Genomic DNA, 18901 nt, shown 5'->3' with positions numbered 1-18901 from the left:
TGTCACCACATTGTCATGTGGCCGTTGTGCGGCGTGCCTAAGCGGAAGCCCTCGATTTTCAGGGGCGCCCGACAATGCAGTTCAAATCCATTCTTCTCGGCCTCACCGCCGGCCTGCTCGCCACTGCGACCTATGCCGCGCCGGTGTTCAACCGGATCGCCAGCTTTCCGGTCGAGCTGAACAACGTCGAGGCCAAGACGACCTCGTCGGAAATCATCACGGCGTCGGAAGACGGCATGACGCTGGTCTATTCGGACAGCCCGGCCGGCGGCATCGGCTTTGTCGACATCACCGACGCCAAGGCGCCGAAAGCCGCCGGTTTCGTGGCGCTCGACGGCGAGCCGACCTCGGTGACCATCATCGGCAGCAAGGTCTATGCCGCGGTCAACACCTCGGAAAGCTTCACCAGCCCCTCGGGCAAGCTCGTGGTCGTCGATCTCGCCAGCAAAGCCATCGAAACCACCATCGAGCTGGGCGGCCAGCCCGATTCGATCGCCCATTCGAGGAACAACGACATCATCGCCATCGCCATCGAGAACGAACGCGATGAGGAGGTGAACGACGGCGACCTCCCGCAAATGCCGGCCGGCTACCTTGTGCTGCTCAACCTCAAGGACGGCGTCGTCGATCCCGAAAGCCTCAAGAAGGTCGACGTCACCGGTCTCGCCGCCATCGCCGGCGACGATCCGGAGCCCGAGTTCGTGTCGTTCAACGACCTCGACGAAGTGGCCCTGACGCTGCAGGAAAACAACGAGATCATCATCATCGACGGCAAAACCGGCACGGTGAAATCGCACTTTTCGGCCGGCACGGTCAGCCTCGAGGGCGTCGATACCAAGAAGGACGGCGCGCTCAAGTTCACCGGCAAGCTGGAGGATGTGGCGCGCGAGCCGGACGCCGTGAAGTGGCTCGACGACAACCGCCTGATCGTCGCCAATGAAGGCGACTGGAAGGGCGGCTCGCGCGGCTTCACCATCTTCAACCGCGATGGCACCGTCGCCCATGAGAGCGGCCCGTCGATGGAGTACGAGGCCGCCCGCCTCGGCCACTATCCGGATGCCCGCAACAAGAAGGGCATCGAGCCCGAGGGGCTGGAAACCGCGACCTTCGGCGACACCAGTTACGTCTTCATCGCCCAGGAGCGGTCGTCGCTGATTGCCGTCTACAAGGATGCCGGTGCGGGCGCCAAGCCGGAATACCTGCAGTCACTGCCTTCGGGCATCTCGCCGGAAGGCCTGGTCGCCATCCCGCAGCGGAACCTGCTCGCCACTGCCAACGAGTTCGACGGTCGCGCCGACGGGCTCACCGGCTCGCATGTCATGCTCTACGAGCTGGGTGAGGGCGAAGCGGCTTACCCGCAGCTGATCTCCGATCTCGACGCCGACGGCCGGCCGATCGGCTGGGCTGCGATCTCGGGCGCCGTGGGCGATGCCGACAAGCCGGGCATCCTCTATGCGGTCAGCGACAGCGTGCTCAGCGCCCAGCCGGCGATCTACCAGATCGACGCTACGGCCAGGCCGACACGGATCGTCAACAAGACCATCATCACGCGCGGCGGCGATGCGGCGCAGAAGCTCGATCTCGAGGGCATCACGCTCGACGGGGAGGGCGGCTTCTGGGTGGCCTCGGAAGGCCGCAGCGACAAGCTGATCCCGCATGCGCTCTACCATGTCGATGCCGACGGCAAGATCATCGAGGAAGTGGCATTCCCCGAGGCGCTGCTGCCGCACGAGATCCGCTACGGCGCCGAAGGCATCACCAAAGTGGGCGATACCCTGTGGGTGGCGATCCAGCGTGAGTGGAAGGACGATCCCAAAGGGCAGGTGAAACTGCTCGGCTACAACCTCAAGGACCAGACCTGGTCCGCCGTCCGCTACCCGCTCGAAGCGGCGGCCGAGGGCGCCTGGAATGGTCTGTCCGAGATCACCGCGCATGGCGACTACGTCTATGTGGTCGAGCGCGACAATCAGATCGCCCGCAAGGCGGCGCTGAAAAAGCTCTACCGGGTGTCGGTCTCGGCGCTGGTCGGCGCCGAAATCGGCGGCGAGCTGCCGGTGGTCACCAAGCAAGAAGTCCGCGACTTCATTCCCGATCTCGCCGCCAGTAACGGTTACGTCGTCGACAAGGTCGAGAGCTTCGCCATCGGGGCCGACGGCACCGGTTACGTGATCACCGACAATGACGGGGTCGCGGATTCCTCGGGCGAGACCTTCTTCTGGTCGGTCGGCACGATCCAGTAAGCCAACAGCCTCCTGTTTGCGGGGCTTGGGGCCGGTCCGAAGGGGCCGGCCCCTGCTGTTTGCAGCCAGACCGGCAGGCGGCGATATCGGCGTCGGCGGCAGGGCGTTGCGATAAGTGCCGCCGTGATGCGGTTCAGCGCGTGACGGAGCACCAGCCATTGCCTAAACTCCGATGCATTCTGCTAGGATTCATCGGCCCGTGCTCAACCGGCTCTACATCATCGTCGGCGTCATCGCGATCCTGCTGCTTGCTGCGGCGTTCGTGGTGCCGAGCTTCATTCCGTGGGGCCAGTATCGTGACCGGCTGTCGGCCATTGCCGGCGAGGTGCTGGGCGCGCCGGTACGGATCGAAGGCGATGTGGCGTTTTCCCTGCTGCCGCAGCCCAAGCTGACCTTCTCCAACGTCAGCGCCGGCCCGGCCGCCGACCCGAACCTCACGGTCGAGCGGGTCGAAGCCGACTTCTCGCTGATCGACTTCCTGCGCGATCGCTACAATGTCACGCGGCTGCAACTCGACGGTCCGACGGTTTCGATCGACGTCGCAGCCGACGGCACGGTGGATACCGGCATCGCCCTGGCCAAGGCGGTGAACAGCAACATTTCGGTTGCCAATGCGGTGGTCACGGCGGGCAGCATCCGGCTGCGGGATGGCCGTTCGGGCGAGACCTATATCGCCTCCGGGGTATCCGGCGAGTTGAAGCTCGAGGCGTTGCGCGGGCCGTTCTCGTTCCAGGGCACGGGCAACGTCGACGGCGCCGTCTATGCGCTGAGGGTCACCACCGGCCAGCTCGACGCCGAAGGCGGCGGCACGCTGGCGATGAGCCTACGTCCGGTGGACGACCACTTCACGCTGTCGGCCGAAGGCTATCTCAAATCCGGCCTTGCGCCGGGCTTTAGCGGCACGATGACCTTTCGGCAGCCGCCCGCGAGGGATGGCGCTGAGGATGCGGGGCAGGGCGACCTGGTGATGACCAGCAAGGTCGAGGCCAGCCCGAACAAGGTGCTGCTGTCGGACTACGTGGTGATCCCCGACGAGAACCGCGCCGCGACACGGCTGCTCGGCGCCGCCGATGTGACGCTGGGCAAGGACATGGCCTTCAACGCGGTGATCTCCGGTGGCCTCCTGGCTCTGCCGCCACGTGATGCCACGGCGGAACAGGCGGTCGAGCCGTATGAACTGGTGCGGCTGCTGCGCGAGCTGCCGCTGCCGGCGGCGCCGGGCATCCCGGGGACGATCGGCCTCGATGTCGCCGAGGTGAACCTGCGCGCGTTTTCGCTCCGCAATGTCCGGCTCGACGCCGCGGCGCATGATGGGGATTGGACGGTCCGCGGGCTGACCGGCATATTGCCCGGCGACACCAGGGTCGCGCTGGCGGGAGAGGTCACCACCGATACCGGTCGTCCGGAATTCTCGGGGACGCTGTCGCTCAAGTCGGCGCGGCTCGACGCATTGAGCACGATGTGGCGCAAGCCGGCCGAGGGCAATCCACTGTTCGGCATGCCCGGCTCGATCGCCGCCCGGATCGATCTGGTGGGCGAGACACTGTCGGTGAGCGACGGGCGGATCGAGCTCGACGGCGAGGCGCGTTCGTTTTCGGCACAGCTGGGCCTCGGCACCACCCCCGACCTTCATATCAGCGCCGATATGGGCCAGCTGGATGCGAGCCGCAGTGCGGCGCTGTTGGCGCTGTTGCCCGATCTCGCCGCCGATCCGGCCTTTCCCGCGAGCTTCCCCAAGGGCGAGTTCGACCTGGTGGCCGACAGCATGACGCTGGGCGGTCTCAACGGCCGGGCGCTCGCAGCCAAGGGCTCCTGGGACGGCGGCGTCCTGGTGGTCGACGACGTCTCGGCGGGTGAGCTGGGCGGCATGAAATTCAAGGCGGCGCTTACCGCGTTCGGCTCGATCACCAAGCCGGAGCTCTCGGGATCGGCAACCGTTACCGTGAACTCGGCGGATGCGCCGGCGCTGGCGAGCTTTTATCGCGCGCTAGGGGCATCTCCGGCCATTGCCGGCTTCCTTGCCCCGTCGCTGCCGGCCGATCTTGCCCTCAGGCTCGACCCGCCAAGCGGCGACGGGGCGCAGAGCCTCGCCATTTCCGGGCAGCTCGGCGGCTCCCAGGTCGCGGCGGATGCCGAGTTGCAGGCGGGGTTCCTGCGCGCGCTCTTCGGCCCGGTGAAGGTGCGGCTCGACGTGAAGTCGGCCGATGCCGCCGCGATGAGTGCGCAACTGGGGCTGGGCGAGGTCGGCCTGTTCGCCGATGGCGAGCCCGTGCATCTGGTCGGTGTCGTCGACGGCAATGTCGCCAACAGTCTCGAGACCACCGTGCTGGTCGAAGGCGGAGGCGACTCCCTGGGTTTTTCCGGCAACCTGGTGGTTACCAACCCGGCGGCCTATAGCGGCAAGGGCACCCTCAAGGCCAAGCTTGCCGATCCATCGACCTTTGCCGATTGGCTCGGCGCGGGCGGCATATCGCTGCCGGCGCTCGCCGCATCCGCCCGGGTGGATTTCAACGGGCCGGCCGACGTGCAACTGCTCGATATCACCGGCACCTCGGGCGCCGGGTCTTTCAGCGGCAACCTGAAGCTCGCGACGAAAGGCAACGCCCGAACCGTCAGCGGCGCCATCGCCACCGGCGACCTCGACCTCGGCAGCGTGCTCAGGACGCTGACCGGGCCGGCCTCGCTGCTGGCGGGCAGCGGTCTGTGGCCGGACGGACCACTGGCCACCGGCGAGGCGCCGCGGACCACCACGGGTCGCGTGGCCGTGAGCGCGCCGACCGTCTCCGCCGATGGCAAACCGCTGCTGACCGACCTCAGCTTCGATCTCGATTGGGATGCCACCACCACCCGGCTGCGCAATGTTGCCGGCAAGCTCGGCGGCGGCAGCGTCGGCATGGAACTGGCGGTCTGCTGCGCCGGTCCCTTGCCGGACAAGCAGGTGACCGGGCGGATTTCGCTGGTCGGCGTGCCGCTCGACAGCATCGCGCCGCCGCTGGTCGCCAATGCCATCGACGGCACACTGGATGCTTCGGGCCGGTTCGACGGCACCGGTGGGTCGGTAGCGGGCATGCTCGCGGCATTGACCGGTGAAGGGACGTACACGACCAGCGGGCTCAGGATCGAACGGCTGAACCCACAGGCCGCCTCCTCGATCTCCGGCATTGCGAATCTGCTGGAGATGCAGCCGGAAGAGTTGAGCGCGCTGATCGAGGACCGGCTCGACGATGCGCCGTTCGATGCGCCGCGGGTGACGGCCGGTTTCACCATCGCCGGCGGCGTGCTGCGCAGCCCAAATGTGTCGATCGAGGGGGAGGGCGGCCAGCTGTTCGGCAGCGGTTCGATCCGGCTGGGCGATCTCGGCCTCAGCGGCGACTATGCGCTGTCGCCGACCGCGATCACCCCGGCGGCGGTGGTCGATACGGGAGCGGCGCGGATTTCCACCCGCCTCGGCGGCACGCTGATGGCGCCCGAGCGGCAGTTCGACGTATCGGGCCTGGTCGACGCGATCATGGTGAAGGCCTACGAGGCGGAAGTGGCCCGGCTCGAGAAGCTGCGCGAAGAGGACGAGGCGAGGCGGAAGGCGGAGGAAGCCGAGAAAGCCCGGCTCGCGGCCGAGGCTGCGGCAATCCGCGCGGCTGACGAGGCCGCGGCGAAGAAGGCTGCCGAAGAAGCCGCCGCCAGGCAGGCCGCCGAAGAGGCAGCCGCGAGGAAGGCAGCGGAAGAGGAGGCGGCGCGCAAGGCGAAGGAAGAGGAAGACCTGCGCAAGGCGCTCGAGGAGTTCAACCGCCCGATGGACATCGGGCTCGGGAACTAACCCGACCGATCCCGATACCAGGCCAGGACGGCGAGCCGGACGGCCGATGACAGGTTGGGCACTTCGCGCTGCTGGTCGATCTCGGCGATCAGGGCGGCGATGGATTTGCCGCCGGCCTGCGCCATCGCCTCGAGGCCGGCCCAGAACTCACTTTCGATGGCGATGCTGGTCCGGTGCCCGGCGATGGTCAGCGAGCGCTTCTCCACCGCCCGCTACTTCTTGCGGAAGCTGTCGAGGCTCACGACCTTCTCGCCCTGCGCCTCGGGGGCAGCGGTTTTCGCAGGGGCAGGGGGCGCCGCGGCCTCGTCGGCAGAGTCCGCCTCAGCCGGTTCGGCCTCATCGCCGGCGACGCGCTCGACATCGAACTGCAGGCCGAACTGCACCGATGGATCGAAGAAGCCCTTGATCGCCGAGAACGGGATCGCCAGCAATTCGGGGCGGCCATCGAAGGACAGTTCGACCTCGAAGCCGGTCTCGGTGACGCGCAAGGCGCCGAACTGGTTCTGCAGCACGATGGTCATTTCCTTGTCGTATTGCTCGACCAGCCGCTGGCTCATCCGGACGCCCGGGGCCTTGGTGACGAAGGAAATGAAAAAATGGTGCTCGCCCGGCAGGCCAGTCCGCGCCACTTCGGACAGCACCTTGCGCACAACGCCGCGCAGCGCTTCCTGGGCCAGAATGTCGTAGCGGATCAGGTCTTCAGCCATATCGTCCTTGCTGCGGGGGAATCCCCGCTTCAAGCCCATATCACCGCTGCGGGGGGCACAATTCAAGGCAAAACGGAAAGCCGCGCCCCGCGACCTTGGGACGCTGCAGGGTGTCGACGATGGAAAGGGAAGTGCAGGCTTCTGTTGCCAGGTGCCTGCGAACCCCGCCTGCCAAGCTGCTAGGCCTGGAGGACTTTTAGTTCAGGTGCCGGCGCCGCATTAAGCAGCGATAGCAACCTTAGCATAGTTGTCGTTGGCAACTATTAGGATGGCCCGATATCGGTGGTACCATGCCGAGCAAAAGTCTAACCTTTACGCCCTTGTCGATCCTGTTTCGTCCCCATGAGCCCGCCACGACGGGGAGTTCTGGTGGAGACGCCGGGCACTGCCCCCGGGTCCAATGGGTTTATTACGCTAGCCGTTTATCGCCATAGCCGTTGCCGGCAAGACCTATATAGGCGCGACGAGTGCGCGATGCAAACCGCACTGTGGATGCTCGGCGGAGCACGCTCCGAATCGCGATAAGCTGAGCGGATGCGCCAGTATCTCGACCTTCTCCGCGACGTCCTCGACAACGGCACCGATCGGCCCGATCGCACCGGTACGGGCACCCGTTCGGTATTCGGGCGGCAGACCCGCTTCGATCTCGGCAAGGGCTTCCCGCTGCTGACCACCAAGAAGCTGCACATCAAATCGATCATCTACGAACTGCTTTGGTTCCTGCGCGGCGAGACCAATGTGCGCTGGCTGCAGGAGCGCGGCGTCAGGATCTGGAACGAATGGGCCGACGAGAACGGCGACCTCGGGCCGGTCTACGGCTCGCAGTGGCGCAGCTGGCCGGATGGACACGGCGGCACCATCGACCAGATCGCCAACGTGGTGAACTCCATCAAGACCAAGCCGGACTCGCGTCGCCACATCGTCACGGCCTGGAATCCGGCCGAGGTCGATGACATGGCACTGCCGCCGTGCCACTGCCTGTTCCAGTTCTATGTGGCGGACGGCAGGCTGAGCTGCCAGCTCTATCAGCGCTCTGCCGACCTGTTCCTCGGGGTGCCGTTCAACATCGCGTCCTATGCGCTGCTGACCGAGATGATGGCGCAGGTGACCGGGCTGGAGCCCGGCGAGTTCGTGCACTCGTTCGGCGACCTGCATCTCTATCACAATCACTTCGAGCAGGTCCGGCTGCAGCTCAGCCGCGATCCGCGTCCGTTGCCGCGGCTGAGGATCAATCCAGACAAGCACGACATTTTCGATTTCGAGTTCGAGGATTTCACCATCACCGACTATGATGCGCATCCCAGCATCAAGGCAGAGATCGCGGTATGAGGCTCCTCCCCACTGCCATCCTCTTTGCAACTCTGGCTGCAGCTCCGAGCTTCGCCAACGACACCATGTCGAGCCTGGGAGCCGGCGGCCTGGTGTTCGTCCAGACCGACGACGTGAAGATGCTGAGTGAGGATCTCTATGTCTCGCCCGAAGAGGTGCGGGTGAAGTACGAGTTCAGGAATGAAGGCAACGAGGATGCCGACACCCTGGTCGCGTTTCCGATGCCCGACATCACCGGCGACGGTGATTTCATGGTGGCGATCCCCACCGAAGACCCCGAAAACATCTTCGGTTTCACCAGCCTGGTGAACGGCGAGCCGGTAGCGGCCGAACTGCACCAATACGTGTTCGCGACCAATATCGACTATACCCGGTATCTCACCGATCTGGGCCTGCCGCTGACGCCCTATGGCGAGGCGACGGTGACGGCGATCAACGCCCTCGACGACGCGACCAAGAAGGAACTGCTGCACCGTGCCCTGGTGATCCCGATGGAGTTCGACCAGGGGCAGGGGATGCAGACCGAGTACCTGCCGGTGTGGACGCTGCGCTCGACCTATAGCTGGGAGGCGCATTTCCCTGCCGGCGAGACCGTGACGGTGGAGCACCGGTACAAGCCGAGCGTCGGGGGCACCGTCGCCGTGACGTTCCTGTCGCCACCTTATGACGGCTACGACCCGGCGGCGGAATACAAGCGCAAGTACTGCACCGACGACAATTTCATCGGCACGGTCAAGAAGACGCTGCCCAATCCGGACGAACCGTATGGCGCACCATTCACCGAGAGCTGGCTCAGCTATATCTGGTCGACCGGCGCCAACTGGGCGGGCCCGATCGGCAGGTTCCACCTGACCATCGACAAGGGGCTGCCGCAGAACCTGGTGTCGTTCTGCTGGGACGGCAAGGTGACGAAGACCGGCCCGACGACCTTCGAGATGGAGGCCAAGGACTGGTGGCCGCCCTACGACCGCGAACTCGAGGTGCTGATCCTCAACCGGCAGAACCCCGAGCCGAACGTCGGCTGATGGCGACGCTGACCGAACTGAGCGAGCGGGTCGAGCAGGTTTCCGCCATTTACGCGGCCCGGTGCGCCATCCGGCGCGACGCGGACTGGTTTGCCCTGAAGCTGCAGGAGGAGGCGGGAGAACTGGTCGCCGAGTACCTGCGCGGCAGCGGTCGGGGCCGCGTCGCCGAGCGTTCGGACCAGGCGATCCGCACGGCGCTCGAAGATGAAGCGGCGGACCTCCTGGCGCAGGTGCTGCTGTTCTGTCGCCACAACGATATCGACGTCGAGGCAGCGCTGGAGCGCAAGTGGTTCGCCCATCTCAAGCGACCGGGCGCTGCGCCATGAGCCTGAATATCCGCAGTGCGACGCCGCGCGATGCCGCACTGATCGTCCGCTTCATCGCGGCGCTCGCCGAGTACGAGAAGCTGTCGCACGAGGCCAAGGCCAGCGAGGCCGATATCCTGCGCGATCTGTTCGGGGCCGACCCCAAGGTGTTCTGCGAGATCGCCGAGTGGGAGGGAAAACCCGTCGGCTTCGCGCTGTGGTTCTACACCTACTCCACCTTCCAGGGGCGGCACGGCATCTGGCTGGAGGACCTGTTCGTCGAGCCAGATGCCCGTGGCCTCGGTGTGGGCAAGGCGCTGCTGGTCAACCTGGCGCAGCGTTGCGTGCGCGAAGGGCTCGGCCGTTTCGAGTGGTGGGTGCTCGACTGGAACGCGCCGTCCATCGCCTTCTACAAGGCGCAGGGCGGCGTCATGCAGGACGAGTGGACCAAGGTCCGCGTCGATGGTGAGGCGCTGGCCCGGCTGGGTGCGCCATGAGCGTGCCGGTGGCAATGATCGCCGCGGTCGGCGAGAACGGCGTCATCGGCGCCGACGGCGCGATTCCGTGGCGCCTGCCGACCGACTTCGCCCATTTCAAGCGCACCACCATGGGCAAGCCGCTGATCATGGGACGCAAGACCTTCGAGAGCATCGGCAAGCCGCTGCCGGGGCGCATCAACATGGTGGTGACGCGGCAATCCGCTTACCAGCCGGACGGTGTGCTGGTGTTCCACGACCTCGCCGCGGCGTTGTCCCGGGCGCAGCAGATTGCCGCCGAGCAGGGCGCCGGGGAAGTGATGATCGGCGGCGGTGGGGAAATCTATCGCGAGGCCATGCCGCTGGCGGAGCGACTTTACGTCACACATGTGGCGGCCTCGCCCTCCGGAAATGCTCGCTTTCCATTCATCGACCCCAAGCAATGGGAAGTAGAAGCGACGCCTGAACTGTTGCGCACAGAGCGGGATAGCGCCGACTTCACCGTAAAAGTCTATCGCCGGCGTGAACCGTCCGCACGTTGATCGCGCGAGAACCCTTGCCTATATAGGGCGGCAATCGACAATCCGGCTGAAAGGTGGCGTATGCCCTGGGACAACAATACGGGCGGGGGAGGCCGCAACTCCAACAACGGCGGACCCTGGGGGCAAGCGCCGGGTGGTGGCGGTGGCGGCGGTGGTCGCCGGGGTGGCGGCAACACCCCGAACCTCGAAGAGATCTTGTCCCGTGGTCGCGATCGTTTCCAGGGCGGCATTCCCGGAGGCCGCTGGACCATAGTCGGCGTCGTGCTCGCACTGGGTGCGTTCTGGGTCGCCAACTCGGTCTTCACCGTGCAGGAACAGGAATGGGCGGTGAAGCTGCGTTTCGGCCAGCCGGTCGAGACCGTGCCGGCGGGCCTGCATTTCGCGCTGTGGCCGATTGAAACCGTCGAGCGTGCGCCGCGCACGGAAAACCGCACCGAGATCGGATCGGTCGGGTCCAGCCGTGGGCAGTCCGAAGAGGGCCTCATGCTCTCGGGCGACCAGAATATCGTCGATGTGAAGTTCTCCGTGCTCTGGTCGGTGACCGATCCGGTGGCTTACCTGTTCAATGTCCGGGACCCCGACGACATGGTGCGCTCGATCGGCGAAAGCGCCATGCGCGAGATCGTCGGCCGTCGTCCGGCCCAGGACGTGTTCCGCGACGATCGCGCCGGTATCCAGAATGACGTGCGCGGCATCGTGCAGTCGATCGTACAGAGCTACAGCATGGGCGTGACGGTGTCGCAGGTCGCCATCGAGCAGGCCGCGCCGCCGACCGAAGTGGCGGACGCGTTCAACGAGGTGCAGCGCGCCGAGCAGGACGAGGACCGCTTCCAGGAAGAGGCTCGCCAATACGCCAACACCCTATTGGGTGATGCTCGCGGTCAGGCCGCGCAGGTCCGCGAAGATGCGGCCGCCTACAAGAACCGTGTGGTGCAGGAAGCAGAGGGTGAGGCGGCTCGCTTCCTCTCGATCTATTCCGAGTACGCCAAGGCGCCGGAAGTGACGCGCAAGCGTCTGTTCCTCGAAACCATGGAACAGGTGCTGGGTGGTTCGGAGAAGGTGCTGGTCGACAAGAGCGCCGGATCGGGGGTCGTGCCCTACCTGCCGCTGCCGGAGATCCGGCCGAACTCGACGCTGAACAATACGCCGTCCACTCCTGACGCGACGGCGAGGTAAGCCATGAACAGACTCATCATTCTCGGCATCGCCGTCATCGCCGTTGTCTACATTTTCGTGTCGTCGATCTTCGTGGTCAACGAACGCGAGCAGGCCATCGTCATGCGGTTCGGCCAGATCACCGACGTCAAGACCGAGCCCGGGCTCTACTTCAAGATCCCGACCAACTTCATCGACACCGTGCAGATCGTCGAAGACCGCCTGTTGCGCTACGACATCGCCAACATGACGGTGCAGGTGAAGGACGGCAAGTTCTACATCGTTGACGCCTTCCTGACCTACCGGGTCTCCGACCCGCGGCTGTTCCGGGCGCGTGCGCTCGGCGACCTGCGCGTGGTGGAAGACCGGATCTCGACGCGTTTCGACGCGGCCCTGCGTCAGGTTTACGGTCTTCGCGCCTTCACCGAAGCCTTGTCGGAACAGCGTCCGGCGATGATGCGGGAAGCCCGCGACCTGATCCGCCCCGACATGGCGCAACTGGGCATCGAGGTGGTCGACGTGCGTATCCTGCGCACGGACCTCGACCCGAGCGTTTCGGCCGACACCTTCAACCGCATGAAGGCCGAACGCCTCGCCGAAGCAGCTCTGCTGCGTGCCCGCGGTCAGGAAGCGGCGCAGACGGCGCGCGCTATCGCTGACCGTCAGGCGGTCGAGATTCTCTCGGCGGCCCGCCGTGACGCGGAAATCCTGCGAGGCGAGGGCGATGGCCAGCGCAGCCAGATCTTCGCCGACGCCTATAACCGCGACGCCGACTTCTTCGACTTCTACCGTTCGATGCAGTCGTACCGGGCGGCGCTGGGCCCGAATGGCACCACCATGGTGCTGTCGCCGGACTCCGAGTTCTTCCGGTTCTTCCAGAATCAGAACCCGGACAACGTGACGCCGCCGCCCGAGGCAGCGACCACGCCGATCCCGGCGACGCCGCTGGTGGAGGAGCCGGCAGAGGATTCGCCGATCCTGTCGGGACCGGCGAACGACACGCCGGCCACCGCCCCGGCCACTGCGGCTCCGGCCACGCCGGCGCCGTCGGCCGAGCCTGCACCCGCCACCGAAACTGTGCCGGCCGTACCGGCGCAGTAAATGCTCGAGCTCTTCTCGGCACTGGCCCTCGTGCTGGTCCTTGAAGGGCTCGTTTACGCCGCATTTCCCGAACAGATGAAGAAGCTGCTGGCGTCGATCCAATCGACGCCGGCTTCAAGCATTCGTGCGGCGGCGCTGGCTTGCGCCGGGGTCGGACTTGTTCTCTTGTGGCTGCTTCGGAGCTGAGCGCGAGAGACGCGGCCAGCGCTGAGTCGTTGCGGGAGAAGTCGATGCCTATTGCCGGTCGGATGTTGCGGGCCCTGGCTGTGGTCGGGCTGCTGGTGTTGCCGGTCGCGAGCCTTCCCGCCATGGCCAAGGGGCCGGAATCGGTTGCCGCCCTCGCCGAACAACTCTCGCCTGCCGTGGTCAACATCGGCACGTCGCGCAAGGTGCCCGGCGGCGGTGGGGTGCCGTTCCCGGACCTGCCGGACGGCTCGCCGCTCGAAGACCTGTTCGACGAGCACAATCCCAATAACGGGCTGGGCGAAGAGCAGATGCAGGAGGCGCGCAGCCTCGGCTCGGGTTTCATCATCTCCGCCGACGGCATCGTGGTCACCAACAACCATGTGATCGAAGGCGCCGAGCAGATCGAAGTCTACCTGACGGACGGCACACGGCTGCCGGCCAAGATCATCGGCAAGGATGACAAGACCGACCTCGCGGTGCTGAGGATCGATGCGGGGCACGAGTTGCCGTTCGTCGAGTTCGGCGACAGCGACAAGGCGGTGGTGGGCGACTGGGTGATGGCCATCGGCAATCCGTTCGGGCTCGGCGGCTCGGTGACGCTTGGGATCGTTTCGGCGCGCAACCGCGACATCCAGTCCGGCCCGTATGACCAGTTCATCCAGACCGACGCAGCGATCAACCAGGGCAATTCCGGCGGGCCGCTGTTCGACATGGACGGCAAGGTGGTGGGCATCAACACCGCGATCATCGCCCGTGGCGGCTCCTCGCTCGGCATCGGCTTTGCCGTGCCGGTCAACCTGGCGCGCCCGGTGATCGACCAGTTGGCCGAGTTCGGCGAGACGCGTCGGGGCTGGCTGGGCGTCGGCATCCAGGAGGTGAGCGAGGATATCGCCAACAGCCTGGGCCTCAAGAGCACCGCCGGCGCGCTGGTGATCGATGTGACCAAGGGCGGTCCGTCCGACGGGCAGGTGGTCGAGGGTGACATCATCCTCGCGTTCGACGGCAAGCCGATCGCCCGCATGCGCGACCTGCCGCGGGTGGTGGCGGAGACCGAAGTGGGCAAGGCCGTGCCGGTCAGAGTGCTGCGCGACGGCGAGGAGACGACGCTCAGCATTACGTTGGGGCGGCTGGAACTGGGCGAACAGCTGATCGCCAAGAACAGTGCGCCCGCCGCCCCTGAACCGGCGCCAGCGCCGCAGGAGACAGTGGCGGAGCCCGATGCCCCGCCACCCGGCCTGACCGATATGGTCGGCTTCGACGTGGCGCTGCTCGATGACGCCAGCCGTGCCGAGTACGGCATCGCACCGGAAGAGGACGGGATCGTCGTCACCGCGGTCAAGAGTGGCAGCGATGCCGACCAGAAGGGTTTCATCGCCGGTCTGCTGGTCACCGAAGTGAACCAGAAGGAGATCGGCACGGTGGACGAGCTGAAGGAACTGGTGGGAGCGGCCAAGGAGGCCGGCCGACCGGCCGTGCTGTTCAAGGTCGTTGATCCGACCGGCACCAGCCGGTTCATTGCGGTCCGGCTGAGCTAGTCACCGGCTGCGCCCCAGCGCCCCCTCGCCCCTTTGGGAAGAGGGATGGGGTGAGGGGCGCCAAGCAAACCGGCCTGTCATGTCGGCAAGTGTGCAGGGCAACGGCCTATCTGGTGCGCCTGGCGCCGCTCACCCTGACCCTCTCCCCAATTGGGAGAGGGGACGCGTCATTGCTGCTTGTGGCGTAAGGCAGGATTAGCGATCCGATAGACGACGTGCGACCGCAGCGGATGCCCGGGCGCCAGGCGCGGGTGCTCGAAATCGGCTTTGGCGTCGCGCATCATGCCGATCTTTTCCATAACCCGCTGGCTGGGGAGGTTGCCGGCGTAGGTGAAGGCGACGATCTCCGGCAGGTTCAGCGTGCCGAAGCCGTAGTCGAGCCAGGCCCGGGCACCCTCTGGCGCAAGGCCCAGCCCCCAGAACGCCTTGTCCAACTGCCAGCCAATTTCCACCAGCGGCTCGCCTCGAATGGCGGCGCGCGTCTCGTCGGGGATGTAGCCGAGGCCGACAAGGCCGACGAACCGGCCGGTGGCCCTGAGTTCCGCCGCGCCGAAGTGGAAGCCGGCAACGGTCTGCCTGTCGATCGAGAAATCGAGCTGCGCCCGCGTCTGCTCGGGCGTAGCCGTCGAGGGATAGAACCGGCGTACTTCGGGATCGCCTAGCACTGCCGCCAGCGGAGCGAGGTCGCGGCTTTCCCACGACCTGAGGATCAGTCGCTCCGTCTCCAGCCTCACCTGACGATGTCCTCGTCGGTGTAGCCCTGCAGGTAGAGCAGGGCGGTGAGGTCGCCATGGTCGATCCTGATGCCGGCCTCGGCGGCGACATGCGGCTTGGCATGGAGAGCGACGCCGAAGCCCGCGGCCTTGATCATGTCGAGGTCATTTGCGCCGTCACCCACCGCCATGGTAGCGCGCATCGGCAGGTTGCGCTCGGCCGCAAGGGTCTCGAGGCGATTGAGCTTTGTCGACTTGTCGACGATCGGAGCCGCCACGGTGCCGGTCAACCGGTCGCCGTCGAACTCCAGCACGTTGGCAATGGCCTCGTCGAAGCCGATCCGCTTGGCGAAATAGTCGGCAAAGAAGGTGAAGCCGCCCGAGACCAGCGAGGTGTAGGCGCCGTAGGCCTTCATGGTGTGGATCAGGGCGCGGCCGCCGGGGGCGAGGGTGATGCGCTCGCGCCGGATCTCCTCGATGGTCGCCCGCTCGAGGCCCTTGATCAGGGCGACGCGGGTACGCAGCGCCTGTTCGAAATCGAGTTCGCCGTTCATGGCCCGCTCGGTGATGGCGGCCACCTCGGCCTTGATGCCGACGGCGTCTGCGAGCTCGTCGATGCATTCCTGCTCGATCATGGTCGAATCCATGTCGGCAACCAGCACCTGCTTGCGCCGGGCCTCGGCCGGGACCAGGGCGACGTCGACCGGGCGGTTGCCGATGATCGCTCGGACGGCCGCTACCGGATCGGCGGCGTTGGGCCGCTCGATCTCGCAGGCGATGCGCTGATGCAGCCAGTTGATCTCACCCCCGGTCTCGTGCTGGATCGCCGCCACCAGCGCCGAGTCAATTGCAGGATCAGCCGGGTTGGCGATGAGGCAGAGTACCGTCATGTGCGTGAGAAGGGCCTGAAAAGGATGGGCAAACGCCCCGAGAGGCGAGCGGTGTTGATAGCGGGTCCGACTGCCAGCGGCAAGTCGGCGCTGGCGCTCGATCTGGCGCGTGAGCAGGGCGGAGTGATCATCAATACCGACGCGTTGCAGGTCTATCAGGTGCTGCAATTGCTGACGGCCCGACCGTCCGACATCGAGATGGCCGGGGTGCCGCACCGGCTCTATGGCGCGGTGCATCCGTCGGTTCGTTTCTCGACCGGCGAATGGGCTCGGGCGGCGGCCGCGGTCATCGAGGCGGAAGGCGATCGGCCGCTGATCTTCGTCGGCGGCACCGGGCTCTATTTCGATGTGCTCAGCAGCGGCTTTGCCGACGTGCCGGAGGTGCCGGCGGAGGCCATGGCGATCGCCGCGGCCGAGGTCGAGGGGCTTGATCGGGAGGCGCGCGGCCGGCTGATCATGGCGCGTGACCCGCTGATGGCGAGCCGGCTGAAAGCGCCCGATCCGCAGCGCGTGATCCGGGCGCTCGCCGTGCTGCAGGCGACCGGACGGTCGCTGGCCAGCTATCAGGACGAGGCGCAGACCGCGCTGCTCGACGGGTTTGCGCTCGAGCGGCTGGTGCTCAACCCCGATCGCGAAGTGCTGCGGCAGCGGATCGCCCGGCGATTCGAAGCCATGTTCGCCGGTGGTGCCGTCGAAGAGGTGGAGGCGCTGCTGGCGCTGCGGCTCGACCCCAGCCTGCCGGCCATGAAGGCGATCGGCGTGCCGGAAATCGCGGCCATGCTGGCCGGTGAGATCGACGAGGAGATCGCGATCGAACGCGCCGTCATCGCCACCCGGCAATACGCCAAGCGCCAGCGTACCTGGTTCCGCAACCGCATGGCCGACTGGAACTGGATCGCGCCCTGACGAGCGTGCAGGCGGACATGCCTCAGGTGACGTCGATGCGGGTCGCACCGGTGGTGCGCTCGAGATCGGCGGCGGTGATCTCGAACACCGAGCGCGGGTCGCCCGCGGCGGCCCAGACCGTACCGTAGTTGTAGAGCGCGTCGTCGAGATAGGTGACGAGCGGGACAGGGTGGCCATAGGGCGATACGCCGCCGATCGAGAAACCAGTATGGAGCTTGACGAAATCCGCATCGGGCCGTTCGAGCGCCTCACCGATGCGTTGGCCGGCGCGCTTCTCGTGCACGCGATTGCTGCCCGAGACGAGCAGCAGATACGGCTTGCCGCTGTCCTTGCCCTTGAACAGCAGCGACTTGACGATGCGCCCGACCTCGACGCCCAAGGCATCGGCGGCCATCTGGGCGGTGGTCGCCAGTTGCTCGAGGACGATCACCTGCGCCGTTAAGGCATGGTTGGCGAGGGCGTCGGCGACGCGCTGTTCGGCAGGCTTGAGTGGCGGCATTGGCGGATTCCTAGACGGCGGAGGGCTTCATCAGTCGGAGCCGCCCGCGCAGGGCGAAGCGGCTGACCAGCAATATCGCCACGAAGGCGAGGCCGGTCGCAAGTCCCAGCCAGACCCCGACGCCGCGCAGGTCTAAGACGAAGCCGAGCACGTAAGCGGTCGGCAGGCCGACGCACCAGTAGCCGAAGATTGCCAGCAGCATCGGGGTGCGGGTGTCCGAGAGGCCGCGCAACGAATGGGCCGCGACCACCTGTGCGCCGTCGGCCAGCTGGAAGATGCCGGCGATGCCGAGATAGGTGGCGGCGAGCATCAGCGCCGTGGCGTTGGCCGGGTCGGAACTGTCGAGGAAGATCGTCACCAGCGCGTGCGGGATGGCGAGGAACAGCGTCGCGGTCAGCGCCATGAAACCGGTGCCCATGACGATCGCGGTCCAGCCGGCAAGCCGCACGCCCTCGGCGTCGCCGCGACCATAAGCGAGGCCGACCCGCACCGTGGCGGCCATGCCGAGCCCGAGCGGCACCATGAAGGCAGTCGACGCCAGCTGCAGCGCCACGGCATGCGCGGCTGTCTCGTTGGTGCCGAGCCGGCCCATCAGGATGGCGGCGACCGAGAACAGCCCGACTTCCGCCGCGACGGTAAGTCCGATCGGCAGCCCGACCTTGAGGATCTCGAAAAAGCGCGGCCAGTCGGGTTTGAAGAAGCGCGCCAGGATGTGGAAGCGCTTCAGCTTGCGGTGTGTCGTTACATATCCCAGCAGGCAAAGGAACATCACCACGTTGACGAGGCCGGTGGCGAGCGCCGCACCGCGCAGTTCAAGGCGCGGGAAGCCGAAATGGCCGAAGATCAGCGTGTAGGCGAGCAGCGCATTGACCAGCACGCCGATCAGCGTGACGACCAGGATGACGCGCGTTGCGGCAAACGCCGAAAGGAACGAGCGCACCACCATGATGCCGAGTGCCGGGTAAAGCATCCAGAATCCGGCGAACATGTAGCTCTCGGCCAGGGCCGTGACTTCGGGGTCCTGGCCGATCGCGAGATAGATCGGCCGGATGCTGAGAACGATCGGCACCAGGAGCGTCGCTACGAGGATGGCGACCCAGAAACCCTGGCGCACGATGCGGCGCACCGCCTTGATGTCACCGCGTCCGCGGGCCTGCGCCACCAGAGGCGCCACCGCACCGACAATGCCGATACCGGTCAGCTGGAATGGCACCAGGAAGGCGCCGGCGAGGGTGGCGGCGGCGAGGTATTTCGGACCGAGCCAGCCCATCAGCACCACATCGGTGGTGAACAGCAGGTTCTGCGCCAGCTGCGCGACGATCAATGGCCAGGCCAACGCGAAGCTGGCGCGAAGCTCAGTTGCCCATCCGTTGGCAGAAATTGAAGCATCGGTGCCGGCTACCGGCACCGTCGTCGGCTCGTTCATTGTGGTAATCCCAATCGCGCGGGACCCTTACCTCAGCCAACGATTTGCCTCA

Annotated in this window: 18 protein-coding genes and 1 other RNA gene; 12 read left to right on the top strand and 7 right to left on the bottom strand. The window is 66.2% G+C overall.

Translation table 11 applies throughout. The annotated features are described in order from the left end of the window. Positions 1 to 74 precede the first annotated feature (74 nt). Positions 75 to 2240, top strand: a complete 2166-nt coding sequence (locus tag APS40_RS00325) for an esterase-like activity of phytase family protein (protein WP_055045164.1) — start codon at positions 75 to 77, stop codon at positions 2238 to 2240. A gap of 199 nt (positions 2241 to 2439) precedes the next feature. Then, positions 2440 to 6054, top strand: a complete 3615-nt coding sequence (locus APS40_RS00320; RefSeq protein ID WP_055045163.1) for an AsmA family protein — start codon at positions 2440 to 2442, stop codon at positions 6052 to 6054. On the opposite strand, the gene APS40_RS00315 is transcribed toward APS40_RS00320, so the two are convergent. From APS40_RS00315 to ssrA, 3 genes are all read right to left on the bottom strand, one after another. After that, positions 6051 to 6260 carry a ribbon-helix-helix domain-containing protein gene (locus tag APS40_RS00315; RefSeq protein WP_055045162.1) on the bottom strand — a complete coding sequence of 70 codons (210 nt, stop codon included), beginning with the start codon at positions 6258 to 6260 and terminating at the stop codon, positions 6051 to 6053. The two genes, APS40_RS00320 and APS40_RS00315, sit on opposite strands and share 4 nt — an antisense overlap. A 6-nt stretch (positions 6261 to 6266) precedes the next feature. After that, the gene (locus APS40_RS00310) at positions 6267 to 6761 is read right to left on the bottom strand and encodes an SspB family protein (protein ID WP_055049492.1); all 495 of its coding nucleotides are present in this window, start codon (positions 6759 to 6761) and stop codon (positions 6267 to 6269) included. A 130-nt stretch (positions 6762 to 6891) separates the two neighbouring features. After that, positions 6892 to 7245, bottom strand: a transfer-messenger RNA (tmRNA) gene (ssrA, locus tag APS40_RS24325). Positions 7246 to 7295: 50 nt separating this feature from the next. On the opposite strand from ssrA, the gene APS40_RS00305 reads away from it, so the two are divergent. Genes APS40_RS00305 through APS40_RS00265 form a run of 9 tightly spaced genes read left to right on the top strand, consistent with a single transcriptional unit; the run spans position 7296 to position 14415 of the window. Further along, a complete protein-coding gene (locus tag APS40_RS00305) occupies positions 7296 to 8090 on the top strand; it encodes a thymidylate synthase (protein ID WP_055045161.1) in 795 nt (264 codons plus the stop codon). Beyond that, positions 8087 to 9115, top strand: coding sequence for a DUF4424 domain-containing protein (locus tag APS40_RS00300; protein ID WP_055045160.1), 1029 nt, complete (start codon positions 8087 to 8089; stop codon positions 9113 to 9115). Before APS40_RS00305 ends, APS40_RS00300 begins: the two co-directional genes overlap by 4 nt. After that, a complete protein-coding gene (locus APS40_RS00295) occupies positions 9115 to 9441 on the top strand; it encodes a MazG nucleotide pyrophosphohydrolase domain-containing protein (protein WP_055045159.1) in 327 nt (108 codons plus the stop codon). The genes APS40_RS00300 and APS40_RS00295 overlap by 1 nt, the downstream gene beginning before the upstream one ends. Then, the gene (locus APS40_RS00290; protein WP_055045158.1) at positions 9438 to 9917 is read left to right on the top strand and encodes a GNAT family N-acetyltransferase; all 480 of its coding nucleotides are present in this window, start codon (positions 9438 to 9440) and stop codon (positions 9915 to 9917) included. Before APS40_RS00295 ends, APS40_RS00290 begins: the two co-directional genes overlap by 4 nt. Then, a complete protein-coding gene (locus APS40_RS00285; RefSeq protein WP_055045157.1) occupies positions 9914 to 10438 on the top strand; it encodes a dihydrofolate reductase in 525 nt (174 codons plus the stop codon). Before APS40_RS00290 ends, APS40_RS00285 begins: the two co-directional genes overlap by 4 nt. 60 nt (positions 10439 to 10498) lie before the next feature. Continuing rightward, positions 10499 to 11614, top strand: a complete 1116-nt coding sequence (hflK, locus tag APS40_RS00280) for an FtsH protease activity modulator HflK (protein ID WP_055045156.1) — start codon at positions 10499 to 10501, stop codon at positions 11612 to 11614. A gap of 3 nt (positions 11615 to 11617) precedes the next feature. Continuing rightward, on the top strand, positions 11618 to 12694 hold the full coding sequence (hflC, locus tag APS40_RS00275) for a protease modulator HflC (RefSeq protein ID WP_055045155.1): 1077 nt from the start codon (positions 11618 to 11620) through the stop codon (positions 12692 to 12694). Then, complete coding sequence (locus APS40_RS00270) at positions 12695 to 12880, top strand: DUF2065 domain-containing protein (RefSeq protein ID WP_055045154.1); 186 nt, start codon at positions 12695 to 12697, stop codon at positions 12878 to 12880. It begins immediately after the preceding gene. A gap of 44 nt (positions 12881 to 12924) precedes the next feature. Beyond that, positions 12925 to 14415 (top strand): Do family serine endopeptidase, encoded by a 1491-nt coding sequence (locus APS40_RS00265; RefSeq protein ID WP_055045153.1) that lies wholly within the window; start codon positions 12925 to 12927, stop codon positions 14413 to 14415. Between the two features lie 167 nt (positions 14416 to 14582). Here APS40_RS00265 and APS40_RS00260 read toward each other — a convergent pair whose 3' ends face one another. Both APS40_RS00260 and serB read right to left on the bottom strand, forming a co-directional pair. After that, positions 14583 to 15149, bottom strand: a complete 567-nt coding sequence (locus tag APS40_RS00260) for a GNAT family N-acetyltransferase (protein WP_055045152.1) — start codon at positions 15147 to 15149, stop codon at positions 14583 to 14585. Beyond that, entirely contained in the window at positions 15146 to 16018 is an 873-nt protein-coding gene (gene serB, locus APS40_RS00255; protein ID WP_055045151.1) for a phosphoserine phosphatase SerB, read from the bottom strand. The genes APS40_RS00260 and serB overlap by 4 nt, the downstream gene beginning before the upstream one ends. Positions 16019 to 16042: 24 nt before the next feature. On the opposite strand from serB, the gene miaA reads away from it, so the two are divergent. Continuing rightward, positions 16043 to 16924, top strand: a complete 882-nt coding sequence (gene miaA / locus APS40_RS00250) for a tRNA (adenosine(37)-N6)-dimethylallyltransferase MiaA (protein ID WP_055045150.1) — start codon at positions 16043 to 16045, stop codon at positions 16922 to 16924. A 22-nt stretch (positions 16925 to 16946) separates the two neighbouring features. Here the strand turns inward: miaA and APS40_RS00245 are convergent, their stop codons facing one another. Together APS40_RS00245 and APS40_RS00240 are read right to left on the bottom strand one after the other, a co-directional pair. Then, complete coding sequence (locus tag APS40_RS00245) at positions 16947 to 17423, bottom strand: YbaK/EbsC family protein (protein ID WP_055045149.1); 477 nt, start codon at positions 17421 to 17423, stop codon at positions 16947 to 16949. 10 nt (positions 17424 to 17433) lie between these two features. Then, on the bottom strand, positions 17434 to 18849 hold the full coding sequence (locus APS40_RS00240; protein WP_055045148.1) for an MATE family efflux transporter: 1416 nt from the start codon (positions 18847 to 18849) through the stop codon (positions 17434 to 17436). Positions 18850 to 18901 lie beyond the last annotated feature (52 nt).

Source organism: Devosia sp. A16, from assembly GCF_001402915.1.
In the GTDB taxonomy this organism is placed as follows: Bacteria; Pseudomonadota; Alphaproteobacteria; order Rhizobiales; family Devosiaceae; genus Devosia_A.
The sequence above is the reverse complement of the archived record's forward strand: the minus strand, read 5'-3'. Positions and strand labels throughout refer to the sequence as shown.